Source organism: Lentzea kentuckyensis, from assembly GCF_002150765.1.
Taxonomy (GTDB): domain Bacteria; phylum Actinomycetota; class Actinomycetes; order Mycobacteriales; family Pseudonocardiaceae; genus Lentzea; species Lentzea kentuckyensis.
This window is the reverse complement of the sequence record NZ_MUYM01000136.1, coordinates 37,655-63,792: the sequence shown is the minus strand read 5'-3', so window position 1 is coordinate 63,792 and position 26,138 is coordinate 37,655. Positions and strand designations below refer to the sequence as shown.

The window sequence follows — 26,138 nt, the reverse complement described above, 5'->3', positions numbered from 1 at the left end:
GAAGTGCTTCGGAAGGAGACGGACATGGACCGCCACGAGATTCTCGCCGACGAGGATGGCCACATTCGCGGGTACGACTAGAGCGCACTCGAACTGGCCGCGCGAGGGAGTCGACGAGGACTCCCTCGCGGCCCGAGTGACTAGCTGGTTCGCGCCAGTTGTTCGTTCATGATGAGGAACGCGCCCAGACCGTGGAAATCGTTCGTGTTTCGCGGGCGGCCGTAGTAGTAGTCGGCATTGCCGACGTTGGTGCCCTCGGAGATGTCCTTGATGTTGGTCAGGCCGTCCGAGCCGACGGAGGCCTTCGCCAGGACGCCCTGGTAGCCCTTGGCCGCCACGGCCTGGTAGGACGCGTCGAGGTAGCCGCGTTCCACGCCGCGCGAGAGCATGAAGGTGTACATCGACGACGCTGAGGTCTCGGTCCAGTTCTTGGAGTTCGAGCACTTGTCGACGATCTGGCACCAGCGGCCCGTCGCGGCGTCCTGGTAGCGGGTGTAGCCGACGGCCAGGTGCTTCACGATGGTGATGAGGTCCGTCCTACCGGGGTGGTCGGCGGGCAGGATCTCCAGCAGGTCGATCGCGGTCATGCCGAACCAGCCGATGGCGCGGGCCCAGTGTTCGGCCGAGTGCTTGCCGGGGTTCTTCGCCCACGATTCGGAGCCGTCGGCGTCGTAGGCGTGCCACAGCAGACCGTCGTCCGACTTCAGGTGTGCGAAGTAGGTCTTCATGTTGCGTACGGCTTCGTCGTAGCCGTACGACTGGTTGTAGGCCTTGGCGTACATGGCGATGAACGGCTGTGCCATGTACACGCCGTCCGCCCAGAGTTGGCCGACTTTGCTGGTGGCGTGGAACATGCCGCCATCGGCCGTGCGCGGGTACGAGGCGAACTTGGCGCGGACCTTGTCAGCCGCCTTCTTGTACTTCGCCTGTCCCGTTTCCTGGTGCAGGATGATGAACAGGGTGGCGGAGCGCATCGCGTCGAGGTTGGTGAAGCTGTTGTCGATGCTGCCATCGGACTTGACGAAGCGGTCCACCCAGGCCTTGATGTAGTCGAGGTACTTCTTGTCGCCAGTGCGCTTGTAGACGAGGTACTGGCCGTACAGGTACAGACCGCGCGTGTAGCCCCATCCGCCGAGCTTGTCCGGCGTGAAGCGTTTCATGGTCGAGTCGACGACGGCCTTCGACCAGTCCGCCGGCGGCGCGGCGGCGGTGGCGTTCGCCGGGGCGATGAGTGCCAACGAGACGGCGAGAATGCCGAGGAAGCGTGCTGTCCTCACTACGTGCTCCTTTTACGAGCGCATGGCGGCGGCAGCGAGGACGAGCATTCTCCTTGGTCTGGACCATGTCAAGCTAACATCGGATGTTTGCGGGTGCTTGCGCGGATCACGAGCTTTGTCGGGAGTTCCCGGGACTCGGCCGGGGCACCGTCGAGGCGCGAGGCGAGGAGGTCCACGGCCACCTTTCCGGCCTCCTCGGTCGGCATGTGGACCGTCGTCAGCGCGGGCGAGCACATCGCCGCGTACAGGATGTCGTCGAAGCCGGTCACGCTGATCTGCTGTGGCACCTTGACGTCCTGTTCGGCCAGATGGCTCAGCACGCCCAGCGCCATCAGGTCGTTGTACGCGATGAACGCCGTGGCGCCGGTCCTGAGCGCCTGCTCCGCGGCCGCGACCCCGCCGCCGAAGTTCGCCTCGAACGAGCCGAGCAGCTGGGCCCGGCCGCGCAAACCCTGCATCCTGCGGCGGTTCGACCAGGCCGCGTCCGGCCCGCCGAGGTAGACGTAGTGCTTGTGGCCCAACGACTCCAGGTGCGCGACCACCTGGTCCATGCCGGAGGCGCTGTCCATCAGCACCGACGAGACGCCCGGCACGATGCGGTTGATCAGCACCAACGGCGTGAGGTTCGCCAGGTCGACGATCTGCTCGTCGGACATCAGCGACGCGCACAGCACGACGCCGTCGACCTGCGCGGCCATCGTCCGCACCAGCTCGGCCTCGGTGTCCGGGTCCTCCCTGCTGTCGCAGAAGAACACCGAGGTGCCCGCCTCGCCCGCCCGCGTCTGCACGCCGCGCAACACGGCGGGGAAGAACGGGTTCTCGAGGTCGGGCACCACGATGCCGAGGTTCTCGGTGCGGCCGGTGATCAGGCTGCGCGCCGCGCGGTTCGGCTGGTAGCCGAGTCCCGCCACGACGTCCAGGACCCGTTGCCGGGTGGTCTCCTTGACGAGGCCCGGCGCGCTCAGCGCGCGCGAGACCGTCGAGACGGAGACCTGAGCTTGGCGAGCGACATCCCTGATGGTGACGGCCACCGGGGAATCATTCCAGGCAAGGTCAGGAACGACCCATTCATCGGATGACTCCCGTTCAGAGCTCCAATCCGGTCAGCACCAGCACGCGCGGCTCGGTGAGGTCCTCCATGGCCGCGCGCAGGCCCTCGCGGCCGATGCCGGACTCCTTCACGCCGCCGTACGGCATCTGGTCGGCGCGGTAGCTCGGCACGTCGCCGATGATCACGCCACCGACCTGGAGCCGTTGTGAGGCACGGAAAGCCAGTCGCACGTCGTTGGTGAACAGGCCGGCCTGCAGGCCGTAGCGGGAGTCGTTCACGCGGTCGAAGGCCTCCTCGACGCTGTCCACCCGAGTCAGCGTCACGACCGGGCCGAACACCTCCTCGGCGTTCACCTTCGCGTCCTCGGGCACGCCGGTCAGCACGGTGGGCGCGTAGGTGCGGCCGTCACGCGTGCCGCCGGTCAGAACCGTCGCCGACGCCTCCCGCACCCACGCCTCCACGCGGTCGGCGGCGGCGTCGTTGATCAACGGACCGACGTCGCCGGCCACGTCGAGCTTGTTCACGTGCTGCACCACGGCTTCCGAGACGGCGTCGTACACGTCGGCGTGCACGTAGACGCGTTGCACCGAGATGCACGACTGGCCCGCCTGGTACATCGCGAACGTGGCGATGCGCTGCGCGGCGTACTCGACGTCCTGCCAGTCGGGGGCGACGATCACGGCCGCGTTGCCGCCGAGTTCGAGGGTCACGTGCTTGCGCGGCACGCGTTCCTTGATACCCCAGCCGACCGGGCCGGAGCCGGTGAACGAGACCACCGGCAGGCGCGGGTCCTCGACCAGACGGGCGGTGTCCTCATTGGACAGGTGCAGCACGGACCAGGCGCCGTCCGGGAGGTCGGTCTCGGCCAGCAGTTCGCCCAGCAGGAACGCGACCTTCGGGGTGGCGGGCGCGGGCTTCAGCACGATCGGCGCGCCGACGGCCAGGGCCGGGGCGACCTTGTGCGCCACCAGGTTCAGCGGGAAGTTGAACGGCGCGATGCCGAGCACCGGACCGCGCGCCATCCGGCGGACCAGCGCCAGGCGGCCCTCTGCGGACGGGTCGGTGTCGAGGCGCTGCAGCTCACCGGAGAACCGGCGGGCCTCCTCGGCGGCCCAGCGGAACGTGGAGATCGCGCGGGTCACCTCGATGCGCGCCCACTTCAGCGGCTTGCCCGAGTCGTCGTTGATGGCCTGCGCGAACTCCTCGGCGCGCTCGGCCAGCCGGCGCGACACGTGGTCCAACGCGGCGGCACGGCGGTGTGCGGGCAACGCGGCGAGTTCGGGCGCAACAGCTGCGGCAGCGGCAACCGCGCGTTCGACGTCTTCGGCGGTGTGGAAGGGAATCATGCGAGCAGAGCTCCTTCGAGCACGTCGAGGCCTTCGGCGAGCAGGTCGTCCGGGATGACCAGCGGGGGCAGCAGACGGATCACGTTGCCGTAAGTGCCGCACGTCAGCACGACGACACCCTGGTCGTGGCACGCCTTTGCCACGCGTGCGGCGACATCGGGCGTGCGTTCGGTGAACTCGATGGCGAGCATCGCGCCACGGCCGCGGATTTCCGCGATGATGTCGGTCTTCTCGGCAACGGCCTTGAGCCGGCTGACGACCGTTTCCTCGATACGGCGCGCGGCGGCGTTGAGGTCGCGCTCGCGCATGGTGCGGATGGCACCGAGTGCGGCGGCGCACGCGACCGGGTTGCCGCCGTAGGTGCCGCCGAGCCCGCCGACGTGCACGGCGTCCATGATCTCGGCGCGGCCCGTCACGGCGGCCAGCGGCAGTCCGCCGGCGATGCCCTTGGCCGTGGTGATCAGGTCCGGCACCACGCCCTCGTGGTCGGAGGCGAACCACGAACCGGTGCGGCAGAAGCCGGTCTGGATCTCGTCGGCGACGAACAGCACACCGCGCTCGCGGCACCACTCGGCGATCGCGGGCAGGAAACCGGGAGCGGGCGCGATGAACCCGCCCTCGCCCTGGACCGGCTCGATCACCACAGCGGCGGTGTTGTCCCCGCCGACCTGCTTCTCGATCGCCGCGATCGCTTTCCGAGCTGATTCGGCACCGCTGAGGCCGTCGTGCAGCGGGTAGGACGCCGGCACCCGGTAGACCTCGGGCGCGAACGGCCCGAACCGGTGCTTGTACGGCATGTTCTTGGCGGTCAACGCCATCGTGAGGTTCGTGCGGCCGTGATAGCCGTGGTCGAACACCACGACGGCCTGCCTGCCGGTGACGTGCCGGGCGATCTTGACCGCGTTCTCCACGGCCTCGGCGCCGGAGTTGAACAGCACCGAGCGCTTCTCGTGGTCGCCGGGGGTGAGCCTGTTCAGCTCCTCGCACACCTCGAGGTAGCCCTCGTACGGCGTGATCATGAAGCAGGTGTGGCTGAACCTGTCGATCTGCGCGTGCACCGCCTCGGCGACGGCGGGCGCGGGGTTGCCGACGTTCGTCACGGCGATACCGGAGCCGAGGTCGATGAGCTGGTTGCCGTCGACGTCGATCAGCAGGCCGTCGTCGGCCGAGTCGATGTAGACGGGCAGCGTGGAGCCCACCCCCGCGGCGACGGCGTCCTTGCGCCGCGCCTGGAGCTCCAGTGATTTGGGACCGGGAATCGCGGTGCGCAGTCGGGTCATGTGCTCAGCATGGCCCTGGTCACGGCGGTGCGCAGTGTCTGAAATGGCGTTCTACCCGGTTCACGTTGTACAAACTGGCACATGCCCATCACGCTGCACGAACTCGCCAGGACGTTGCGGCTCCCTGTGCTCGCCGGGGACCTGTCGAAGCCGGTCGGGTGGGTGCACGGCACCGAGCTCGCGGATCCCACGCCGTTCCTGGAGGGCGGCGAGCTCCTGCTGACCACGGGGCTGCGGCCGCTGGACGGGGACTACGTGGACCGGCTCGTCCGGGCGGGCGTGGTCGGGCTCGGCTTCGGCGTCGGGCTCGGCCACGACGTGGTGCCGGCCGAGCTGGTGGAAGTGGCGGAGCAGGCTGGTCTGGGACTCGTGGAGGTGCCGCGCGAGGTGCCGTTCATCGCGATCAGCAAGGCGGTGTCGAAGGCCCTCGCCGCCGACGAGTACGCGGCGCTGACCAGGACGAGCGAGGCCCAGCGCGCACTCACGAGGGCCGCCGTCCAGGCAGGTGTCGGGGGAGTGGTGCGCAGGCTCGGCCAGTGGATCGACGGCTGGGCCGTGCTCCTCGACGAGGCAGGCGTTCCGGTCCACGCGCACAACCCGCGTCTCATCCCGGACCTGACGGCCGAGCTCGTCCGCCTGAAGTCCGCCGGTGGCCTGGCCAGCGCCGCGTTCGAACTCGACGGCGTGCACGTGTTCCTCCAGGTCCTCGGCAGCCGCACCCGAGGCGTGCTCGCGGTCGGCGCAGCCAAGCCGGATCCGGGCATCGTCAACACCGCGGCGTCACTGCTCACCCTCGCGCTCGTGCAGAACGTCGACACCACCGCCAAGGAACTCCGCACCTGCCAGTTCCGCCTGCTGCTCGCGGGACAACCGGTCGACGGCCTGCCAGAGCGTTTCCGGGTGTTCCTCACCGACACGCCACCGGACCACGGCTTCTGGGCCGAGTACGAGGGGCAGATCATCGTGCTGGCAAAGGAGTTCGACGGCGTTTCATCGTCCGAAGTGGACGTCACCGAGGTCGCGCGGGGTTACCGCGAGGCCCGCCAGGCGCGTGCGGCGGGCATCCGGACGTTCGAGGACTTCGCCGGAAGCGCGGTGCGGCTCCCGGACGGGTTCGCCGACGCGCTGCTGAGGCCGTTGGACGAGGAAACCCGCGAGACGCTGAAGGTCTGGTTGGGGCACAACGGCGCGTGGGATCCGGCGGCGACGGCGTTGGGCGTGCACCGGCACACGTTGCGAAACCGCGTGCGCAAAGCCGAACAGGCCCTCAACCGGTCGCTGGACTCACCCGGCCTGCGCGCGGAACTCTGGCTAGCCCTCAACAGCGAAGACCAGTGAAGCGGTGTAGCCGGACGAGACGTTGCCCGACATGGTCGCCATCTGGTGCTCGGTGCCGTCGCGGAACACCATGTCCTGCTTCAAGGTCGTCTGCGACATGGTCCGGACGCTCTGCGTGTACCCGGTCGTGCCGTAGACCTCCTTGCAGGTCGTCTCCGGCAACGCGAGCTGCGAGGTCGTGATCTTGTTGCCCGCCTTGGTGGCCTCGGCGAGGCTCGGGTAGACCTCGAAGTGGATGTGCGGCCAGCGCCCCGAATAGGCGCCGGGGAAGATGCTGACGAACTTCAGCTTCCCGGAGCTGTCGGCCTCCTGGACCCCGCGCAGGAAGTTCTCGTTCCGCACGCGGTCGGAGTACATCGAGTAGTCGCCGTTGATGTCGCAGTGCCACAGGTAGACGGCGGCGCCGGGGTACGGCTTGCCGTCCTCCTTCTGGACGGTCAGTTCGACGGTGAGCTGCACGCCCTCGGCCGTGCGGGTCGACGATCCGAAGCTGGACCGGATGTCGGACCGCACGATGCCGCTCTGGGTGAGCGCGTTCGGGCCGTTGGAGCCGTCGCCGGGGAACGGGCCCGCGGTTTCCTCGGGAATCGCCTCCATAGGGCTGCCGGCCGCGGTCGTCCCCGCTGAGCTCGTGGTGGTCGAAGTCGCCGTGGTGGTGGACGGGGCGCAGGCCACGAGCGTGAGGCCTGCGCCGCCGAGCAGCGACAACGCCCGTCGGCGCCCGATGAGCGTGGCGAGGTCGAACTGGAGGCCGCGGTCGTGGTCGTTCGTCATGGACACAAGACTGCGGCCATTTCCTGTGAGCCGCCTGTGCGGATCCTGTCAGTGTTCTATTGCCCCTGCTCCGCAGATGGCGGTGAGTTCGTCGAGGAGTCGGTCACAGTGATAGCAGCACGGTGCTGGAGCCATGTCGGGGTTCGAGCTTCAGCACCGTGCCGCCGAACGTGCCGGGCGTTGAGGAGAGTGCCGCCCAGCCCGTCGCCTTCCCGCGCAGTTCCTCGACGGTCGAGGGTGCGAGCACCCTGCCGTCGATCACCACCCGTTTCACCCCTGCCGGCACCATGAGCTGCGACTCCTTCGGCGCGCCGCTGAGCCGCACCAGGAGGTGCTTGCCGAACGAGTCGACCTGGAGGTTGCCGAACCTCCCGGACGCGGTGGGGGAGACGAGCCAGCCCGCTCGGTCCGTGCGGTCCAGGTCGTTGACGCCCCACGGCTTGGACCAGATGTCCGGCGTCCGGAAGTTGAACGGCATCGCGGACGACGCCCGCAGGTACAGCGGGGACTCGTCCACAGTGGTCTCCCGCGTGATAGTCCGCCCACCGGCCACCCGCTCGCCGGAGTACAGGTCGATCCACTCACCGCGCGGCAGCCACACGTCGACCGGGGTCGGCTTCCCGGCGGCACCGTCGGCCTCGGCGCGATCCGCCGTGACCGGGGCCGCGAGCAGGTCGGGTCCGACCATGAACTGCTGGTCGGCCCTCCACGCGGCCTCTTCCCCCGGAAACCGGAACGCCATCGGTTGCGTGATCGGGGTGCCGTCGCGCGAAGCCCGCACCGCCTGGGCGTACAGGTACGGGAACAGCTCGTAGTGCAGCACGGCCGCGCGCCGGAACCGTTCGAACGTCGCCGCGTCGTACACCCACGGCGTCGAGTTGCGGCCGGAGCTGCCGACCTGGAACACCGGGGTCACCGCGGACTGCTGTGCCCATCGCACGAACAGCGACTCCGACGGGCCGCCACCCAGGTTCCGATAGCCGCCGATGTCCGAGCCGTGCACCGGGTGGCCGGAGATCCACGAGTTGATGCCGCGCCTGGTCGTGAGCCTCAGCCCGTCGAAGCTCATGTCCGCGTCGGCCTGCCAGAACCCGTGCAACAGCGTGGGCATCCCGTCGCCGCCCGCGCGGAACAGCGTCGTGTAGTCGTCGCCGTGCACCTTCCGCAGCATCTTCACCACGGATTCCGCGTACAGCAACGGGTACTGGTTGTGGATCAACGTACCGGGTCCGCCCGCGAACGTCGTCTCCTCGAAGTTGTGCTCCTCGCCGCGGTCGCCCTTGACGAAGTTCACGCCCATCCGGAACACGGCTTCGAGCTTCGCCTCGTAGTGAGCGCGCGCGACCGGGTTCGTGAGGTCGATGTCCCAGACGTTCGTGCGATCGGACTGTGCGAACGAACCAGCTGGGTAGTCGTGCGGGCATTCCTTGCCGTCAGAGGTCTTGTTCAGGAACGGCGCCACCCACACACCCATGTTCACGCCACGCGAGCGCATCCAGTCGATCGTGCCCTGCGCGTCCGGGTACATCGTCTTGTCGAACTTCAACGCGCCGATGCACGCGTACGTCGGCCGTGCGCCGACGGGACCCTGTTCCCACGGGTTGTCGACCCACAGCGTGTTCAAAGGAACCCCGCGCGCCTGGAACTGCGTGACGTCCTCGACGATCTCGTCGGAGTGGTTGTACTTGTCCCGCCACTTCGTCAGCGCGAACTGGCGCGCGGGCGGCAGCGTCGGTGTGCCGACGCGCTGGAAGTACGCCGAGTTGACCTGCGCCGGCGAGCCCGCGTAGACCTCGTAGTCCAGCCGGGAGGTCTTGAAGCACAACTGGATCCGGTCCGGCACGCCGAACGTCACCGGGCACGGCGCCGGCTTGTCCGCGCAGTGGTCGTCGGCGAGAGCGCCAGGAAACGCCGTCCGGCCAATGGCGCGAGTGTCCGCGTAGACGCCGTAACTCGCGCTGGACATGAAGAACGTCGAAGGCGCGCCGTTCTTGTTGCACTTGCCGAACGTCGAGGCGCCGACGAACACCGCCTTGTTGAGCAGCACACGTCTTTGCAGGTCAACGAACATCGTGTGCGCACCGCCGCCGAGGAAGTGCTCCTCCAGCGATCCGGTGAGGTTCGCGGACACCTGGGCGACACCGGTGGAGGGCTCCAGCGTCCAGCCCACCCGCAGGCCACGAGAGGTCCGCGTCACGACCACAGCAGCGGTCCGGGAAGCCTCCGTGGTCGCCACGACGTACCGCACGCCACCTGGAACCCGTTTCTGGGCAACGATGTTCGTCAACGAGTGCTGGGTGCCGTCGGTGAGCCGGTAGAACGTCTCGCGCTGGCCGGTCAACGTCCGCCGGCCGTCCTGGAAGTCCAGCGAGAACGGATTGTTCACCGCCTTCCACGACAGCCTGGAACCAGCGACCGCGACCGGCGAACCGGCGGACAGTCCGGCCGCGACGAGCAGGAGTGCCAGCAGGAACCTCATGCCGGCACCACCCCGTTGATCGTGGTGTTGCGGAACACCAGGTTGTCCGTGTTCTCGATCAGGTTCGGCTCGGTGATCCCGGTGAACGTCGAGTTCGAGATCAGCACGTTCTTGACGTGCTGCTCGGGGAACCCGCGGAAGGTCGCCGCGATCCGGCCGCCGTTGATCCGCACCCGGTCGACCGTGATGTTGTTGATCTGCGGGAAGTGCCCCTTGGTGCCGCCGTTCTGGTAGTACATCGACACGAACAGGATCTCGCGCTCGACGTTCTGCCCGACCACGTTGCGCAGGTGCACGCCGTCGATGACGCCGCCGCGGTCCTGGTTGCACTTGATGTAGAGCGCGTGCTTGACCGGGTACCGGCCGGGGAAGTCCGGCGCGTTGATCTCGCAGTCGCGGCAGAAGATCTTGGCGACGCCACCGGACATCTCGCTGCCGATCGTGATCCCGCCCCAGCGGCCGGAGAACTTGCAGCGCTCCACCACGACGTGGGTGGACGGGATGCCGACCCGCCGTCCGTCGGCATCCCGTCCGCTCTTCACCACGACGCAGTCGTCGTTGGTGTTGAACTTCGAGTCGTGCACGTGCGCGTAACTGGAGGAGTCCAGATCCACGCCGTCGCCCTGCGAGTTCGTCGAGTAGATCTCGATCCGCCGCACGGTGATGTTCCGCGAGAACACGAAGTGCAGCGACCACATCGCCGGGTTGCGGATCAGCACGTCCTCGACGAGCAGGTTCCGGCAGCGGAAGAACTGGATCATGTTCGGCCGCATGTTCCTGCCGGGGCCCATGACGCGTTGCTCGACGGGCACACCGTCCTCGCCCCACTGCCGCAGCAGCGCCGTCGAGCCGGCGCCCCAACTCGCCCACTTGCCGCTGGGCGCGTCGCCATCGATGGTGCCGCGGCCGGTGATGGCGATGTTCTTCTGCTCGAACGCGTAGATGAACGGCTGGTAGTTGTAGCAGAGCGTGCCCTCCCAGCGGGTGAGCACGAGCGGCAGGTAGTCGTCGGGATCGGTGGAGAACCTGATCGTGGCGCCCTCGCTGACCTGGAGCTCCACATTGGACAGAAGCCGGAGGCCGCCGGTGAGGAACGTGCCCGCGGGAACGACCACACGTCCCCCACCGGCTCGGTTGCACGCCGTGATCGCGCGGTGGAACGCCTCGGTGTTCTTGGTGAGGCCGTCACCCTTCGCGCCGTACGCGGTGACGTCGTAGTCCTTCCTGCGGAAGCGCGGCGGACAGATGCGCGCCAGGATCTGGGGCACCTCCCGCCACGGGTCCCGGACCTGTGCGGGAACGGCGGCCGCCACGCCTGCCGGGAGCAGGAGACCGGCGGCCGTCAGGCCGGACACACGCGCGAAATCACGACGTGACAAGGACACAGGACTTCCCCTCAGACCTTCTTGCCGTTGATGGTGACGTTCGTGAACGTGGTGCCGTCCGCGTTCTTGATCGACGGTTTGGCGGTCGTGACGTTCGTGAAGGTGCTGTTCGAGATCTGCACGTTCCTGATGTGCGACTCGGACATGCCGTCCAGCGTGACCGCCGTCTTCTTGACCCCGTTGACGGTGAAGCCGTCGGCGGTGATGTTCTGCACCTTGGGGTTCACGATCGGGCCGTAGCCGGGGCCGGTGAGGCTGTAGTTCAGCGTCACCATGATCGCCTCGCGGTCGACGTCGGTCGCCTTGATCCGCCGGGCGTGGATGTTCTCGACGGTGCCGCCGCGCCGTTTGTTCGTCTTGATGTACAGGACGTGGAACGGTTTGTACGACGAGCCCTTCTTCACCGTGCAGTCCTGGAAGAACACGTTGCGCACGCCGCCGGACATCTCGCTGCCGACCGTCAGCGCGCCCCAGCGGCCCTCGAACGAGCAGTTCTCGATGACGATGTTCTCGCTGGCCACACCGACGCGCCTGCCGTCGATGTCCCGGCCGGCCTTGATCGCGATGCCGTCGTCACCGCAGTCGAACCGGCAGCCGGTGATGTGCACGTACTGCGAGGCCTCGGGATCACAGCCGTCGACCATGCCGCCGCGGCTGTAGACGAAGATGTCGCGGATGGTGACGTTGGTGCACAGCACCGGATGCACGTTCCACATCGCCGAGTTCCGCAGCTGCACGCCCTCGATGAGGATGTTCCTGCACTCGTACAACGTGACCATGTTCGGCTTGAGGTAGTGACCCAGGCCGAACTTGCGGTCGGTGACGGGCTTGTTGTCCACGGCCCACTTCTGCAGCTGCTCCCAGTCGGGCTGCCGCTTGCCGTCGTAGTCGAACCACGGTCCGGACGGGCCCTGGCCGTCGATCAGGCCGGAGCCGGTGATCGCGATGTTCTCGGCCTTGCGGGCGTAGATGAACGAGGAGAAGTTCATGCACTCGATGCCCTGCCACCGCGTGTAGACCGAGGGGAAGTCCTTGGGATCGGTGGAGAACTTGATCGTGGCGCCCTCGGACACCACGAGGTTCACGTTGCTGAGCAGGGTGATCGCGCCGGTGAGGAAGGTCCCCTTCGGCACGACGACCTGGCCGCCACCCGCCGCGGTGCAGGCTTCGATCGCCTTCTTGAACGCCTCGGTGTTCTTGGTCTTGCCGTCGCCCTTGGCGCCGTACGCGGTGATGTCGAACCTGGCGCTGGGGAAGACAGGCGGCACGATCCTGGCGAGGATCGCGGGCACCTGGTCCCACGGCGACTCGGCCAGCGGGATCGCCGCGTGCTCTTCCGCGGCCGCCACCGGCGCGTTCAGGAACGAGCCCGACAACATCGTGACACCAGCGGTGGCCCCGGCGACCCTGAGGAAGTCGCGGCGGTTGGTCTCCATTGCCGTCCTTTCGCGCGCAGGCGTTGGTACAACAGCGAGCGGCGGCGGCGTGGTCACATCTGTGAAACGAGTTGTAAACCTTTTCAAAATAGGTCTACACCTGGGTCTGGCCCCGCGTCAACGGCTGCCCGAAGTCGGCATACTGGCTTGCGTGCTCGGATTGCGCCCGCCGGAACTCGCGGTTTACGAGACGCTCGTGGACTCGTATCAACTGGGTGTGACCGAGCTCTGTCTCGCCACCGACCTGGCTGAGCGGGCCGTTCGCGCCGCGCTGAGGACCTTGACCGATCTCGGTTTCGTCCACCACGTCAACGGTCTGCACACGGCCGTGGCCCCGGACGTCGCGCTGGCGACGTACTTCCTGCGCCACGAGGACGAGCTGCGGCGGGACCGGTTGCTGGCCGGTGAGTTGCAGGTGCGGTACGAACGCGCGGCGGGCCTGCGCGCTCCCGCCGACCTCGTCGAGGTGGTGCACGGGGCCGAGGCGATCTCGCAGCGGGTCGACCAGGTGATGCGCACGGCGCGGCACGAGGTGCGGTTCGTGGACAAGCCGCCGTACGCCACGCCGCCGACGTCGTTGCACCCGGTGGAGGAGGAGCTGCTGAACCGCGGTGTGCGGTTTCGCGGGATCTACGAACGTCAGGCGTTGGAGCTGCACGACCTGCGAGCCGACCTGGAAATGGGGCTGTCGCTCGGGGAGGAGGCGCGGGTGGTCGCGGTCGCGCCGACGAAGATGATCCTGGCGGACGGCCATCTGGGGTTGATCCCGTTGCACAGCACGGAGACGACCCTGGAGAGCGCGGTCATCGTGCACCGGTCGGCGTTGCTCGACTCGCTCGGGGCGTTGTTCGCGAAGCTGTGGGAGGACGCGGTGCCGTTGTCGTTGCCGGGCCAGCCCACCTCGAACGAGATCTCGATCGCGGACGCGCGGCTGCTCGCGTTGCTGGCCACCGGGTTGCCGGATCGCAGCATCGCGAAGCAGCTCGGGCTGAGCTACCGGACGTTCCAGCGGCGGTTGCACCGGCTGATGGACGAACTGGGCGCGCAGACCCGCTTTCAGGCGGGCCTGCGCGCCGCGGCACGAGGTGCCGGGTCCCTGCTCCCGCCGCCTCAGCCGCCGGAGTGAGTCCGGAAAGCCTTCTGCATGGTCTGCGTGACCGTGTTCCCGGCGCCGTCCCTGGCTTCCGTGCGCAGCCACACGTCACCGGCAGGGTTGGTGATCGTCACCTCCCAGCGGTCTCCTGAGGGCTGAATCGCCGCCGGCTGCCACGACAAGCCGTCCACCGACCACTGCACCTTGACCGTCGTGATGGGTGCGCTGTTCGTCGCGTGCACGTGGTAGACGAACGGCTTGCCGGCCGGAGCGGAGTTCGTGAGGCCGAGCGGGAGGTCGTGGCGGAGCTGGATGAGCGGCTGCGGCTGGCAGGTGGGCTGGCTCTGGTGACAGGTGTAGCCGCGGGGCGGTGGGTTGAGCGACGGCCGGGACTGGAACGTCCAGGTCGTTTCGGTGCGCGGAGCGAGGTCGAACAGGATCGGGTTGACCGCGCCCGCGACGGCTCCTGGTGCGTGCGTCTCGACGGTTTCGAGGCGGTAGGTGGCCGGGTTCGGGGACATCGGGAAGGTCGGGTAGAACGCCAGCGGTTCCTGGTTCGCCGGGATCTCGCGGTCGCCCTGGAAGAGTCGGACCTTCGTCGTCGTGAAGAACTTGCTGTTCTGGTAGGGGTTCGTGTAGTGGCCAGGGGTGCCGTCCGTCCACTGCAGAGCCGGGACGAAGGTGTCACCGGCGCGGCAGTTCGAGCAGAGCTGGTGCCACGCCCCGCCGGCGGCGGGGTAGCGGGCCGGGTGGTCGGACTGCAGGTCGATCGCGGTGCTGTGCATCGGTCCCGCGAACCACCGTTCGACGGCCGGAGCGGCGCCCACGCGGAACACGTTCTCCTGGAACATGGTCATCGCCGCGCGCTGGCCCTTGGCATCGGTGCCGCTCAGCGTCACGTGCCGCTTCCAGACGATCCGGTCGTCGCCGGGACCGATGTACTCGTTCCACGCGGCGGGCGGCGTGAACGTGGTGCCGCGCAGGATCTGCGTCTGCCACAGCCCGGTCGGGAACGGGTACCACGTCTTCTGCACGGACAGGCCCGGCTTGTCGGCGTGGTAGGCGGTCTTGCGCAGCACGAGCTTCGCCGGATCGACCGTCGTGCGATGGCCGGCCGGGATGCCGTTGGCGTCGAGGAAGCTGAGGTTGAACACGGATTCCGGGCTGGGCTTGATGCTCAGCTTCAGCGACGTCTGCCCGGCGAGGAACACCCCGTCGGCGTTGCCGACGCTCAACGACGGCAGCGCGGTGCTCGCCAGCCCGGTCAGCGGAAGTGCGCCCGGCTGGTCCACATAGGACACCAGTGCCTTCTTGCCTTCCTGGGCGGCGGTGGTCGCGGCGGCGTTGGCGGCCTTGACCATGTTCGGGGGCGTGTCCGGCTTGATCTTGACGACCTTGAAGCCGTCGGTCAGCTCGCCCGGCCACTTCGCGGACAGGACGCCGACGTCGCCGTCGGTCTGGAACGTCCGGCCCGCCGCGGTCAGCGTGACCGTGGCCGTCTGCAGGGTCACGTTGTCCTGCAACGAGATCGCGCCCTTCTTCGCGGCGGCGGACGGGGTCGCGCGGATCTCCCACGGCGCGGTGCCGAGCGCGGCCCCGGTCTCGGTGATGGAAGGAGACGCGTCGCCCTCGGCAGGCAGGACGCGGCGCATCGTGACGGTACGGTCGCGTTGCTCGGCCGGGCCCGGCGGCACGACCTCGATCGGGACGGTTCGCTGCGCGTCGAGCGAGACGTCCTGAGCACCCGTCACGGTCAGTTCCGATGCCGCCAGCGCGGACCAGCGGCGCACCCCCGCCGTGTTCTCGGTCGCCCAGCTCACCGCGGAGTAGCGGCCGCTCGGCACGTTCGTGATGCCTTCGCCGTTCACGACGTCGAAGACGTAGTTCACGGTGTCGTCGAACGGGTCGTTGACGTCGTCCCCGCCGTTGGAGTCGTCGATCAGCTGGCCGAACGCCGGCGCGGGGGCCTTGCCCGCGGTGTCCCGGACGTGCACCGCGATCGGGAACGTCTGCGGCGCCTCGTAAACGCTCACCGGTGTGCGCAAGGCGGTGCCCGGCCCGGTGGCCGTCACGATGCCGCCGTACACGCCCGCGGGGCCCGCCTCGGGATCGAGGGTCAGCGTGGCGGTCGCCTTGGCACGGGCCGGAACGGTCAGCCGGGCGGTGCTGAGCTTGAAGGCCGTGGTGGGTTTGCCGTCCCAGCCCTTCATCGTGGCGACGAGATCGAGCGTCAGCGGTGTGTCGGAGTCGTTGGCGTAGCCGAGTTCGCGGGTGAGCGTCCCGCCGGTTCCCCTTTCGTAGCGCTCGAAGCTCGCGGACGCGGTGGCGGTCGCCTTCTGGGTGATCGCCTTCGCGACGTCCAGCCGTCCCGCACCCTGCTCGTACCAGGGCATTCCGACGTCGGCCGCGCTCGTCACGAGCGCGTTCTTCATCGTCTGCGCGGACCAGTCGGGGTGCTGCTGGGCGAGCAACGCGGCCGCACCCGCGACGTGCGGCGTTGCCATCGAGGTGCCGGAGGACGCGGTGTAGAGGTCGGACACGGGCGCGCCCATCGACGTGTCGGCGGCACGCGCGGCCACCACGCCGACACCCGGCGCGTTGATCTCGGGCTTCACGTGCGCGTCACCGATGCGCGGCCCGGTGCTGCTGAACGGTGCGAGCTTGTTCTGCCGGTCGACCGCCCCGACCGTCAGCGCGGCGGCCGCGGCACCGGGGGAGGTGACCGAACGGCCGGCCGGGCCGTTGTTGCCCGCCGCCACCACGAACAGCACGCCCGTCTCGGCGGCGAGCTGGTCGACCTGCGCGCTGAGCTCGTCGGAACCGTCGGTGACGTCACCGCCCAGGCTCAGGTTGACGATCTTCGCGCCGGAGTGCGCCGCCCAGTCGATGCCAGCCATCACCTGGGAGGTGTCGGCTTCACCCGCGCCGTTGAACACCTTGGCGATCACGAGTTTCGCTTCCGGGGCAACGCCTTTGTACCTGCCGCCCGATCCGGCTCCGGTGCCCGCGATGGTCGAGGCGACGTGCGTGCCGTGGCCGTGGCGGTCGGTGACGTCGGGCTCGTCGGAGAAGTTCTCCGCCGCGAGGATCCTGCCGGTGACGTCCGGGTGCTGGGCGTCGATGCCGGTGTCGACGACGGCGACGGTGACACCGGTGCCGTTCAGGCCCTGCGCCCACGCCGTCGGTGCGCCGATCTGCTTCGTCGTCTGGTCGAGCGTGATCCGGACGGGCCGGTCGTACTTCAGCCGCACGCCCGACTTCGCGCTCATGTCCAAGGAACGCCAGAACTCCTGCGCCTTGGCCTTCTCGACGTGGATGCCGGACGCGTTGAGGCTGGTGATCCTGGTGTGCGCGCTCGCGCTGAAACCACCTGTCATCAGCACCGGCACGGTGGCGGTGCGGTTGTCGGCCTGGCCCGTGCGGACCAGTTCCGTGACGTTGAAGAGGGTGCGCTCGACGGTGCCGGACGTGACGGCGCCGATCGCGTCCGACGGGTAGACGTAGAGGCCTTTCGCCGTCGTCATGGTGTGGAAGACGGGCGGTTCGCCGTCCCGTGGCGCGGCGTGGATCTGCGCGATCTTCCGGCCGTCCGGCCGTTCGGTGTAGTCGACGACGTCACCGGTGATGAGCGTGATCCGGTGAGAAGCCTCGGATGTCTGCGCCGGTGGCGATGGCGGCGCGGCGGACGCGCCTGGTGCGACGAGCGTTGCGGCGGCAACGGCAAGTGCCAGAACTTGTCGAATCACGGCGCCCTCCCTCGGTGATCAGGTCAGAGCAGGATGAGGGGCCGGATTACGTTGGGAAACAGGAAAAAGCGGCGGTTAGTCGCCGTTGGCGACTTCGCGCCAGACGCGGAGGTGCCCGGACCGCCGAGGGGTGGCGGTCCGGGCACTGGGTTGGGTGCACCCGCTTGGGAGGTGGCGCGGGTTGATCAGAAGGTGCGTTCCTGCAGCGAGAAGTCGCGCTGGTTGTTGTTCGTGTCCTGGTTCAGCAGGTTGCGCGTGTTCGAACCGGCGAGTTGCGCGGTGCGCTGGTTCTCGGGCTGGGCGTGAACGCCTTCCTTGGCGGCGTTCACCGGAGCCGAGAATGCGACACCGTCGATCTTGAAGGCGCTCGGGGCAGCGCTGCCGAAGATCGCGACGCCGCCGAGCGTCGGGATGCCCTCGGCGCCGAGGAAGCGAACCGGGACAACGTTCGGGGTCGACGTGGTGCCGGAGAACTCGGCACCCGTCAGCACGAGCGTGCTGCCGACGTTGTTCGCCGGCGCCAGCGTGATCGGCGCACCGAGCGGGTCGAACAGCGGGATCGTCTGGATGACCTCGTTGCGCTGGTTGTAGATCCGGATGACCCAGTTGGACAGGTCCACCTGCTCGTTCGTGGTGTTGATGATCTCGATCGCCTCGTCGAGCGCCCCGTTCGGGCCCATCGTCGAGACTTCGTTGATCAGCACTGCCGGCAGCTGCATGGCCTCGGGAGCCTCAGGCTCCTCGGCGGCCGAGGCCATTCCCGCAAACGCGATGGTGCTCGCGATTGCGAGCGCAGCAGCTCCGCTCAGCAGTCGACGCATTGTCTTGTCCCTTCGAGAAAGTGAATTCGGGGTATTTCTCGTGGCGGCCGACTGGTCGAGGGGAACGACCTGTCTTGCCGCTGGGACTGACTTTGCTCGCATTCGTTCGGGTTCGAAAGGGGCCATTAATGATTCGTCAGGGATTGGTTTCGCCTGGAGACGGAATTCGGCACGTGAAGTCAGCCGAGTTGTGATCGGTGTCGCGCGAGTCGCTGTCGCGGCCGAGCGAGGAATTGTCGCAGGGGGTCGCGGGACCGTCCTCCCTGCATGGTGAGGACGAGCTCAGGCCCACGCTGTCGGTGTGTGCGCCGTGCCGGTTCCGGGCGATTACGCCGCTTCCGTCCACACTGTCGACGACGAGACCGTTCGACACCGTTCCGCTGAACGCGGCGCCGACTATCACGAAGTATTCACCCGGTGGTAGGACGGTGTTGGGAGGGATGGTGGCGAGGATTCGCGCGGTACCGCCGACGCAGGACTGCACCGACCATCCTCCGATGTCTGAGGTCGCGGCGCCGGTGTTGCGCAGCTCGACGAATCCGGCGGATCCGAGGGTGATCTCGTTCACCTTCACCGGGGAAACCCCCGGTGTGCTGCCGAACGTGCTACCGGCGAGTAGTAGAAGCGTTACGACGGAGTTTCCAAAAGGTGCCACGTTACGCAGTTTGGCCCCCTGTGCGCGGACGCACAGGGGGCCAAAGGTCCTTGCTGCCAGGGACTTGTGGGGAGGGCAGCACTGGCGGCGGCCGTCCCGGAGGGGTGTCGCAGTGCCGCCCTCCCTTCTTTCGCGGGCGGGTAGACCCCTGCCGTCTACCCGCGCTCCGCTAGTGGTAGTGGTCTTCTGTCCTCGTCCTCCGACATTCGCGTTCCAGCATCGCGGCCTTGTCGATCTCGGCGTGCGGCACGTCGAGGGCCGCGCTGATCCAGGAGCGCCAGTAGGGCCCGGGAATGCGTTTACCGCGTTCCCATCTCGACACTTCTTCACGGGTGACGCTGTCGTTTTGTGAGATCTCGCACAACAGGTCCGCGAGTTCGCGCTGGGTGAGGCCCTGCTCTCGCCGCGCCTGTGGAATCAAGGCGGTAATCGGCGGGGTGTCCTGGTGCTCGTGGGCTTCACGGACTGCCTTGAGCACGGTTCTGCTCCGTTTCGGTGAGATGGCGGGTGCGTCATCCACCCTGCCGCAAAGTCCGGATGTTCGTGCCGTGCATTGCGGTGATACCGGCGGTCGTTGAAAGTTCAGGTACCGATGGAATCGCCCGATCGGATGTTTGGGGTAAACGCAACTGGTCCAACGGGGGGTGTGTTCTCACATTTCGAGCGCCTCGCTAGTGTGACTGCACCGTGATCGTTGCGGCAGCAATGACCGGCCTGAGTAAGGTGGCAGAAATGTTCTCGACGGTCGAAGTGGTGCAGCTGTTCCTGGCGCGGCTGGCGGCACAGGACGCACCTGGCATCGCGCGGTTGTGCGCACCGACCGTGGAATGGGAGGCGCCCGAACCGAACGGCGCCCGGTGGACGCTCGGCCCGCGCACCCGCCGTGAGGTCGAGTCCCAGTTCCTGACCTTGTTCGCCACGTTCGACCTGGAGCAGCTCTCGGTGCGCCAGGTGATCGTCGACGGAGGAGACGCGGCCGTGATCGGCTCGGCGCGCTGGAGGGTCCGCGCCACCGGTGACCCGGTGGAATCGCGTTTCGCCGCGGTGCTTTCGGTGCACCTGGGAGAGATCGAGCAGTACTGGCACATGCAGGACACCCTGGTCGCGGCCGTCGCGACCGGCGTCGCACGGACCGGGTGATGGGCGCGAAGCACGGGAGATCTGTGCAAACACGAGCGAGACTGCTGCGGGCCGCGGCCGAGGTGTTCGACCGTGAAGGTTTCGCCGGATCCAGCCTCACCGCCGTGTGCGCCCGAGCGGACGTGTCGAAAGGCGCGTTGTATTGCCATTTTCGGTCCAAAGAGGCACTCGGCGTCGCGATCATCGAGGAGCAGTCCCTGCTCTGGCACCGGTTGCGCGACGAACAGCTCGCGATCGAGGCGTCGCCGGTGCAGGCGCTGATCGCGATGTCGTTCGAGTTCGTCCACAGGCTGGAGACCGACCTCACCGTGCGGGTGAGCTCGAAGCTGTTGCGGGAGGCCGTGTTCTTCGACGTCGTGGCCGCCGCGCAGGTCGTCGGCTGGATCGCGGTCGTGCGGGACCTGCTCTCGCTGGCCGAGGAACGCGGTGAGCTGCGGGCCGACGTCAACGTGCGGCACGCGGCCGAGCAGATCGTCGCGGAGCTGCTCGGGCTGCAGTTCGTGGCCCAGGCACTGAGCGGCGGCACGGACCTGCGCAGCCGGCTCGCGCGGCTGTGGCGAGCGTCTTCCGGCTGTCTGGTGACAGCTGCGGTCTACGAGAAGCTGCGTTTCGAGTGACGGTCGTCTCGACCCAATCGAGACAGGAATGCCTGGTCACGCCTCTGTCGTTGTGCTCCTCATTCGGCAAACATCTTTACGATCTAGAGGAGCAGTGGTGGCGGACAGCATCGTCGTGGTGGATCCGTACTCGGCCGGCAAGGGCATCGCGCCCGCCTTCGCCGAGCGTGGCGTCGAGGCGATCGCGGTGCTGACGACTCCGGAACCACCCGCCGGGCTCGCGAAGACGTGGACCCCCGGCGACTACCGCGAGGTGCACGTCCTGTCCGACCTGGACGAACTCGCGGCGAAGCTCGCCGGGCACGACCTGATCGCCGTCGTGCCGGGCACCGAGACCGGTGTCGAGGCCGCCGAGGCGTTGTCCGAACTCATCGTGCCGGGCCGGTCGAACGTGCTGACGTTGTCGTCCGCGCGCCGCGACAAGTGGCAGATGGCCGTGGCGCTGCGGTCCGCCGACGTCCCGCACCTGCGGCAGATCAGCTCCGACCACGCCGACGAGGTGGCCGGGTGGCTGCGGCGCGAGGGGCTGGAGAACTCGCCGATCGTGCTGAAGCCGCAGGAGAGTGGCGGTACCGACGACGTGTTCGTGGCGCGGCCTGGCGACGACTGGCGGGCCAAGTTCGACCGGATTCTCGGCAGCGTTAACAAGCTGAACCTTCGCAACGACAAGGTTCTCGTGCAGGAACTCGCGGTCGGCACCGAGTACGAGGTCGACACCTACTCGATCGACGGCCGGCACGGCCTGGCCGCGGTCTGGCGTTACGCCAAGGAGTGCCGGGGCGATCGGCTCGGCATCTACCTCTCCAACACGTTCGTCTCGGCGGACGACCCGGTGGTCGACGTGCTGTTCGACTACGTCTGCCGGGTGCTGGACGCGACCGGCGTGCGCAACGGGCCGGCGCACGTGGAGGTCATGATCACGGCGGAGGGTCCGCGGCTGATCGAGATCGGCGCGCGGCTGGCCGGTGCCGAGCAGCAGGAACTGTCGATGCTCGGCGCACGGGAAAGCCAGATCACCCGGATGGTGCGCCACCGCGTGGATGGCGACACCTCGGTCGGCCGGTACACCCGGCACCAGCACGTGAAGTCGGTGTACCTGTCGTCGCCCGCCGCCGGCGAGCTGGGCAACGCGGTGCGGTTCGACGAGCTGGCGGAGTTGCTGCCGAGCTACCAACGCGACGTGCTGCCGTATCGGGAGGGTTCGCGGGTGCCGCGTACCGATGACCTGTGGACGTCGTTGGGTTACGTGGTGCTGGCGACGACCGATCCGGACCAGCTCGAACGGGACGTGGCGGTGGTCAGGGAGATCGAAGCCGGGCTTATCGTAGTTTGATCTTCAGGTTGGCCGGGTAGCCGGAATTCCACGCGACCCGTTAGGTTGCTGCGCAACGAGCGGAGGCCCATGAGCGCACCCTGGGACGGCGACCTGACGGGAGCGGTGATCGACGACCGCTACGTCGTGGGAACGCTCCTCGGGTCTGGTGGCATGGCCGAGGTCTATCGGGCCTACGACCGTTCGACCACGTCCGCGGTGGCGATCAAGGTGTTCGCGGGCCCCGGTCTGCCCGACGACGAGCTGCGGTTGCGGCGCGAGGCGACCATGCTGTCGTCGCTGGACTGCCCAGGCCTCATCCCGGTGTACGACTCCGGGGCCGTGTCGCGACGCCCGTACTTCGTGATGCGCGAGATCACCGGCGGCACCCTGCGCCAGCGCATGCGCGAGCCGCTGCCGCCCCGGTTCGTGGCGCGGTTCGGCGGTCAGATCGCGTTCGTGCTCGACCACGTGCACGCGCTGGGCGTGGTGCACCGCGACATCAAGCCGTCGAACATTCTTTTGGACGACACCGAGAAGCAGGCGTACCTCGCGGACTTCGGCCTCGCGCTGGTCGCCGAGGTGACGCGGGTGACGACGTCCGGAGTCCTGGTCGGGACCGCCGGCTACCTGTCGCCGGAGCAGGTCCGCGGTGGTGACGTCGGGCCGGCGGCGGACGTGTACTCGCTCGGCCTGGTGCTGCTCGAATGCCTGACCGGGCGGCCCGAATACCCCGGCGGTGACGCCGAGGCGGCGCTGGCCAGGTTGGCGCGGGCGCCGCGGATCCCGGTCGACCTGCCGTTGGCGTGGGTGTCGTTGCTGTCCGCGATGACGGACATGGACCCGGCGCGCCGGCCCACCGCTGCCCAGTGCGCCCGCTCGCTGTCGGCCGCGCACGAGGCGAGCCGGGGGTTGCCGGCGTTGTTACCCGGCGCGGCGGTGGCGGACCCGGCGGTGCCGGACGCGGACGCGGTTGTGGCGGACTCAGTGGCGGCGGACGGGGTGCCGCGGCCGCGGCGGGGCAAACGTTTGGCGATCACCGCGGCCTGCGCGGCGGCCGCGACGGCGGTGGCGGTCGCGGTGGCGAACCTCGGCGGGGGCGAGGTGCCTGCTGCTGACCAGCCGGTGGTGCCGGACGCGCAGACCCACGTGGTGACGGTGTCGCCTTCCACGGTGACCGTGGTGCGGACGCCGGGTGATCCGGACGCGCCGGGTGCGCCGCAGCCAGGGGCCGTGGTGCCGACGGGGACGGCGACGCCGGGTTCGTCGACGTCGCCTACGTCGTCGGGGAGCACGGAGGAGCCGACCTCGGATCCGGTCAAGCCCAGCAAGAGCAAGGATCGGGGGCCCAAGTCGTCGGACGCGCGCCCGGCGCCCGATCCCAAGCCCTAGGCGTCGGGTTCGTTCACCTCGGCGAACGGCAGGTCGGCCAGCTCGGCCCGCAGCGAGTCGAGGTCCGGGTACACCGCCGAGGCCCCGTGGTCGAACAGCTCGTCCTCGCTGAACCCACCGGTCAGCAGCCCGATCGAGGGCAGCCCGGCCCGGCCGGCGGCCTCGCAGTCCCACACCGAGTCGCCGATCACGACCGCGCGGGAGCTCTTCACCTCGCCCAGCGCTACCTGGATGAGGTCGGGCGCCGGTTTGCTGTCGTCGACGTCGTCGGAGGACGTCCACGCGACGTCACCCGGATCGATCAGCTTGAGGTAGTGCTCGATGTGCTTGCGCTTGCCCGAGCTGGCGAGCACGACGGCCAGGCCCATCTCGGTCGCGGCACGGACCAGGCGGTGCGCGCCCTCCAGCGGCTGGATCTCGTCGATGATCTCGTCGAAGCACCGTTCCCACGCGGCCCGCAGCGCGTCGCCGTGGTCCTGCTCCACCTTGTCGCCGGCGACGGCGGCCACCAGTTTGTCGCCGCCCATGCCGATCGCGCGGTGCACGCGCCACGCGGGCACGGTGACGTCGACGCTGCCGAAAGCGCGCAGCCACGCCACCGTGTGGTGGTAGTTGGTGTCGACGAGGGTGCCGTCGACGTCGAGGACCAGGGTGTTGCTCATGCCGCCAGGTTTTCCCGGGGCTCTACCTCGGCAAACCCACCAGCTCGCGCGCGTCCTGAAGGGACGCCACCTCGCGCCGCAGCACGCCGTCGAGCCACTGCGCGTCGGACATCCACGACTGGTTCGTGTTCAGGCAGACGTGCACGGACGACCGGTACACCGACAGCGCGACGCCCACCGCGTGGCCGGGCGCGACCGGGGCCACCGGGTACATCTCGCACAGCGCGGCGCCGTCGAGGGACAGCGGCACGGACGGCAGCGGCACCGACGTGACCAGCGTGTCGAACAGCAACGGGGCACAGCGGGAGGCCACCGGCGCGGCCAGGCGGTGCACGAGTGGCGGCACCTTGTCCGCCAGGCGGGGCAACGCGCCCGCGCCGCGGTCGGGTCCGGCCGCCTTCGCCGACTCCATCTGCTGGCGGATGTCGCGCAGTCGGTCCACCGGATCCGGCTCGCCCACGGGCAGCGCCACCAGGAACCCCGAGATCTGGTTGCCCGACGCCGCGTCACCGGAGCGTGAGCGCTGGTTAACCGGGATCAGGGCGCGGACGACCGACGACGGTCCGGCGCTGCCGTGCGCGGACAGCCAGTGCCGCAACGCACCCGTGACGAGCGCGAGCAGCACGTCGTTCACCGTGCCGCCGTGTGCGCGCCGGATTCGGTGCACGTCCGCGAGATCCAGCCTGGACATCACCACGCGGCGCGGCCGGGTCGACGAGGTGAGCACCGGCGAGTTCAACGTCGGCGGGCGGGTGTTCAGCAGCACCGACGAGGCGATGTCGAGGGTGTCCTTGATCCCGCGCAGCGACGGGATCGACGGGATGATCGACCTCTCCGGCTGGGGCGGAACGTCCGGAATGGACAGCCGCGACGGGTCGAACAGCTGAATCCCCAGGCCAACGGCCTTCATGCCGTCGCACAGCGAGTGGTGCAGCTTGGCGACGACGGCGAACCGGCCTCCCGCGAGGCCGGTGACGACGTGCAGCTCCCACGGCGGGCGCGCGAGGTCCAGCGGCTGCGCCATGAGGTGGGAGACCAAGGTGGCGAACCGTTCCCGGCCGCGCACGTGGTGCGTGAAGACGTGATCCTCCGGCGCGAAGCCGGGATCCTCCACCCAGCGCGCGCCACCCAGCAACGACGTGCGGGCGCGCTGGCGCAGGCGCGGAATCTCCTGCGCCCGTTCGCACAGCACGGCGGCGATGCGAGCCGGATGCACCGGAGTGGAGGGTGCGAAGGTCGCGACCGCGCCGAGGTGCAACGGATTGCTGTTGCCCTCCATGGCGAGGAAGGCGATGTCGAGGGGGGAGAGGTGGTCTGTCATAGGTGTGTCAGGCAACCAGGTTCGCGTGTCGAACGCATTTCTATGAGATGGCGCTGACTCTCTACCGGCCCAAGTACACTCGAACGGTGGTACCGCTGTGACTCGTGTGGGTGCGAACCAGGTCACACAACAGGTTCACCATCACGATTCCGAAGCCGGACAGGCCGGTGAACGACGGCGGAAACCCCCTGCCCGAGTCGCTCACTTCACACACGGCGGTGTCGCCCTCACGCCACATGCGCAGCACCCCGCGGCCCGACGCGTGCAGAATGCTGTTCGTCGCGAGCTCGTTGACCGCGAGCACCAGATCCTCGACCTGCTGACGGCGCAGCCACGACGCGTACGCCGACACGAGCTTGCGCATGTGCGCGAGCGTGCCGACGGAGAAGTTGTGCTCCTCGGCCGTCGCCGGTGGCGGTGGCAACGGCACGTTGTAGATGTCGGCCAGGCCGGCCGGGTCGGTGTACCACTCGCTCGCGATCCGTTTGGCGCCGTCGATCACGACCGGGTGCGTGCGCCGGGCGTCCTCCAGCACGTGGTCCGGCAGCGAGCCGGCGTTGTAGGTGCACATCAAGGTGCCGCTGCGCCCCTCGAACGCCGTGTTGATCAACGCCTCGTGCTGCACGCACGCCGGATACTCGAGTTCGGTGCGTCCTGGCCACACCGGCTCGCCCACCATGCGCACCCGGCTCTGCGGGGCGCTCGCGCTGAACGCCATCAGCACGCCGGGGATGATCCGGCCGGGATTGCGGCCGGCCTCGGTCATGTCGATGAAGTGCACCTGGTCCGCCTGCCCGCCCAGGCGTCCGCGCAGCAGAGCGATGCTCGGCTCCGGCACAGCGACCAGCACGGGCTCGCCTCTGTGCACACCGTCCGCCACGAATCTGGTCGTACCGGAGAGGAAGTCGTCCTCGTCCCGGTAGAACAGGGCCTCGTGCGCGAACGGAGCAACGGAGTTCATCGGCTTCCCGGTGAGGTCGGTGGCGGAGGCAAGCCCTCATTCTGCTCCCCGT

At 68.5% G+C, this 26,138-nt stretch carries 21 protein-coding genes; 6 read left to right on the top strand and 15 right to left on the bottom strand.

The window, feature by feature from the left end:
- Window positions 1-140: 140 nt before the first annotated feature.
- The 4 genes from B0F77_RS42295 to gabT form a co-directional block, all read right to left on the bottom strand.
- Entirely contained in the window at window positions 141-1,277 is a 1,137-nt protein-coding gene (locus B0F77_RS42295) for a glycoside hydrolase family 88/105 protein (protein ID WP_425435810.1), read from the bottom strand.
- Window positions 1,278-1,345: 68 nt separating this feature from the next.
- Window positions 1,346-2,308 carry a LacI family DNA-binding transcriptional regulator gene (locus tag B0F77_RS42290; protein ID WP_086668703.1) on the bottom strand — a complete coding sequence of 321 codons (963 nt, stop codon included), beginning with the start codon at window positions 2,306-2,308 and terminating at the stop codon, window positions 1,346-1,348.
- A gap of 55 nt (window positions 2,309-2,363) precedes the next feature.
- A complete protein-coding gene (locus tag B0F77_RS42285; RefSeq protein WP_425435809.1) occupies window positions 2,364-3,776 on the bottom strand; it encodes an aldehyde dehydrogenase family protein in 1,413 nt (470 codons plus the stop codon).
- Complete coding sequence (gene gabT, locus B0F77_RS42280; protein WP_086668701.1) at window positions 3,671-4,954, bottom strand: 4-aminobutyrate--2-oxoglutarate transaminase; 1,284 nt, start codon at window positions 4,952-4,954, stop codon at window positions 3,671-3,673. The genes B0F77_RS42285 and gabT overlap by 106 nt, the downstream gene beginning before the upstream one ends.
- An 81-nt stretch (window positions 4,955-5,035) precedes the next feature.
- Here gabT and B0F77_RS42275 point away from each other — a divergent pair, with 81 nt between their 5' ends.
- A complete protein-coding gene (locus B0F77_RS42275; RefSeq protein ID WP_086668700.1) occupies window positions 5,036-6,292 on the top strand; it encodes a PucR family transcriptional regulator in 1,257 nt (418 codons plus the stop codon).
- On the opposite strand, the gene B0F77_RS42270 is transcribed toward B0F77_RS42275, so the two are convergent.
- The 4 genes from B0F77_RS42270 to B0F77_RS42255 form a co-directional block, all read right to left on the bottom strand.
- Entirely contained in the window at window positions 6,266-7,066 is an 801-nt protein-coding gene (locus tag B0F77_RS42270; RefSeq protein ID WP_086668699.1) for an intradiol ring-cleavage dioxygenase, read from the bottom strand. The genes B0F77_RS42275 and B0F77_RS42270 overlap by 27 nt on opposite strands.
- Before the next feature lie 103 nt (window positions 7,067-7,169).
- Window positions 7,170-9,545 (bottom strand): TIM-barrel domain-containing protein, encoded by a 2,376-nt coding sequence (locus tag B0F77_RS42265; RefSeq protein ID WP_086668698.1) that lies wholly within the window; start codon window positions 9,543-9,545, stop codon window positions 7,170-7,172.
- Entirely contained in the window at window positions 9,542-10,900 is a 1,359-nt protein-coding gene (locus B0F77_RS42260; protein ID WP_211294303.1) for a glycoside hydrolase family 28 protein, read from the bottom strand. Before B0F77_RS42260 ends, B0F77_RS42265 begins: the two co-directional genes overlap by 4 nt.
- Before the next feature lie 41 nt (window positions 10,901-10,941).
- The gene (locus B0F77_RS42255) at window positions 10,942-12,366 is read right to left on the bottom strand and encodes a glycoside hydrolase family 28 protein (RefSeq protein WP_086668696.1); all 1,425 of its coding nucleotides are present in this window, start codon (window positions 12,364-12,366) and stop codon (window positions 10,942-10,944) included.
- 151 nt (window positions 12,367-12,517) lie between these two features.
- Between B0F77_RS42255 and B0F77_RS42250 the strand changes: the two genes are divergently transcribed.
- Entirely contained in the window at window positions 12,518-13,492 is a 975-nt protein-coding gene (locus B0F77_RS42250) for a helix-turn-helix domain-containing protein (RefSeq protein WP_245849368.1), read from the top strand.
- On the opposite strand, the gene B0F77_RS42245 is transcribed toward B0F77_RS42250, so the two are convergent.
- The 4 genes from B0F77_RS42245 to B0F77_RS42230 all read right to left on the bottom strand — a co-directional run bounded on the left by B0F77_RS42245 (window position 13,477) and on the right by B0F77_RS42230 (window position 19,159).
- A complete protein-coding gene (locus tag B0F77_RS42245; RefSeq protein ID WP_086668695.1) occupies window positions 13,477-17,205 on the bottom strand; it encodes a S8 family serine peptidase in 3,729 nt (1,242 codons plus the stop codon). The genes B0F77_RS42250 and B0F77_RS42245 overlap by 16 nt on opposite strands.
- A 185-nt stretch (window positions 17,206-17,390) precedes the next feature.
- Window positions 17,391-18,026 carry a lamin tail domain-containing protein gene (locus tag B0F77_RS42240; protein WP_086668694.1) on the bottom strand — a complete coding sequence of 212 codons (636 nt, stop codon included), beginning with the start codon at window positions 18,024-18,026 and terminating at the stop codon, window positions 17,391-17,393.
- A gap of 136 nt (window positions 18,027-18,162) precedes the next feature.
- The gene (locus B0F77_RS48345) at window positions 18,163-18,600 is read right to left on the bottom strand and encodes a lamin tail domain-containing protein (RefSeq protein WP_158102983.1); all 438 of its coding nucleotides are present in this window, start codon (window positions 18,598-18,600) and stop codon (window positions 18,163-18,165) included.
- A 250-nt stretch (window positions 18,601-18,850) separates the two neighbouring features.
- Window positions 18,851-19,159 carry a helix-turn-helix domain-containing protein gene (locus B0F77_RS42230; protein WP_245849366.1) on the bottom strand — a complete coding sequence of 103 codons (309 nt, stop codon included), beginning with the start codon at window positions 19,157-19,159 and terminating at the stop codon, window positions 18,851-18,853.
- A gap of 254 nt (window positions 19,160-19,413) precedes the next feature.
- Here B0F77_RS42230 and B0F77_RS42225 point away from each other — a divergent pair, with 254 nt between their 5' ends.
- The 4 genes from B0F77_RS42225 (at window position 19,414) to B0F77_RS42210 (ending at window position 23,142) form a co-directional block, all read left to right on the top strand.
- Window positions 19,414-19,821, top strand: coding sequence for a nuclear transport factor 2 family protein (locus tag B0F77_RS42225; protein WP_158102982.1), 408 nt, complete (start codon window positions 19,414-19,416; stop codon window positions 19,819-19,821).
- Between the two features lie 23 nt (window positions 19,822-19,844).
- Window positions 19,845-20,438, top strand: coding sequence for a ScbR family autoregulator-binding transcription factor (locus B0F77_RS42220; protein WP_158102981.1), 594 nt, complete (start codon window positions 19,845-19,847; stop codon window positions 20,436-20,438).
- Between the two features lie 97 nt (window positions 20,439-20,535).
- The gene (locus B0F77_RS42215) at window positions 20,536-21,771 is read left to right on the top strand and encodes an ATP-grasp domain-containing protein (protein WP_158102980.1); all 1,236 of its coding nucleotides are present in this window, start codon (window positions 20,536-20,538) and stop codon (window positions 21,769-21,771) included.
- Window positions 21,772-21,840: 69 nt separating this feature from the next.
- Window positions 21,841-23,142, top strand: coding sequence for a serine/threonine-protein kinase (locus B0F77_RS42210; protein WP_086668689.1), 1,302 nt, complete (start codon window positions 21,841-21,843; stop codon window positions 23,140-23,142).
- On the opposite strand, the gene B0F77_RS42205 is transcribed toward B0F77_RS42210, so the two are convergent.
- The 3 genes from B0F77_RS42205 to B0F77_RS42195 form a co-directional block, all read right to left on the bottom strand.
- The gene (locus tag B0F77_RS42205) at window positions 23,139-23,804 is read right to left on the bottom strand and encodes an HAD family hydrolase (RefSeq protein WP_086668688.1); all 666 of its coding nucleotides are present in this window, start codon (window positions 23,802-23,804) and stop codon (window positions 23,139-23,141) included. The two genes, B0F77_RS42210 and B0F77_RS42205, sit on opposite strands and share 4 nt — an antisense overlap.
- A gap of 22 nt (window positions 23,805-23,826) precedes the next feature.
- A complete protein-coding gene (locus B0F77_RS42200; RefSeq protein ID WP_086668687.1) occupies window positions 23,827-25,125 on the bottom strand; it encodes a wax ester/triacylglycerol synthase family O-acyltransferase in 1,299 nt (432 codons plus the stop codon).
- A gap of 61 nt (window positions 25,126-25,186) precedes the next feature.
- Window positions 25,187-26,086 carry an anti-sigma factor RsbA family regulatory protein gene (locus B0F77_RS42195; protein WP_086668686.1) on the bottom strand — a complete coding sequence of 300 codons (900 nt, stop codon included), beginning with the start codon at window positions 26,084-26,086 and terminating at the stop codon, window positions 25,187-25,189.
- Window positions 26,087-26,138 lie beyond the last annotated feature (52 nt).

Coding starts and splice junctions, on each gene's coding strand:
- B0F77_RS42255 (WP_086668696.1), bottom strand. CDS start 12,366: ATGGAGACCAACCGCCGCGACTTCCTCAGGGTCGCCGGGGCCACCGCT.
- B0F77_RS42240 (WP_086668694.1), bottom strand. CDS start 18,026: ATGCGTCGACTGCTGAGCGGAGCTGCTGCGCTCGCAATCGCGAGCACC.
- B0F77_RS42200 (WP_086668687.1), bottom strand. CDS start 25,125: ATGACAGACCACCTCTCCCCCCTCGACATCGCCTTCCTCGCCATGGAG.
- B0F77_RS42265 (WP_086668698.1), bottom strand. CDS start 9,545: ATGAGGTTCCTGCTGGCACTCCTGCTCGTCGCGGCCGGACTGTCCGCC.
- gabT (WP_086668701.1), bottom strand. CDS start 4,954: ATGACCCGACTGCGCACCGCGATTCCCGGTCCCAAATCACTGGAGCTC.
- B0F77_RS42210 (WP_086668689.1), top strand. CDS start 21,841: ATGAGCGCACCCTGGGACGGCGACCTGACGGGAGCGGTGATCGACGAC.
- B0F77_RS42270 (WP_086668699.1), bottom strand. CDS start 7,066: ATGACGAACGACCACGACCGCGGCCTCCAGTTCGACCTCGCCACGCTC.
- B0F77_RS42195 (WP_086668686.1), bottom strand. CDS start 26,086: ATGAACTCCGTTGCTCCGTTCGCGCACGAGGCCCTGTTCTACCGGGAC.
- B0F77_RS42225 (WP_158102982.1), top strand. CDS start 19,414: ATGTTCTCGACGGTCGAAGTGGTGCAGCTGTTCCTGGCGCGGCTGGCG.
- B0F77_RS42205 (WP_086668688.1), bottom strand. CDS start 23,804: ATGAGCAACACCCTGGTCCTCGACGTCGACGGCACCCTCGTCGACACC.
- B0F77_RS42275 (WP_086668700.1), top strand. CDS start 5,036: ATGCCCATCACGCTGCACGAACTCGCCAGGACGTTGCGGCTCCCTGTG.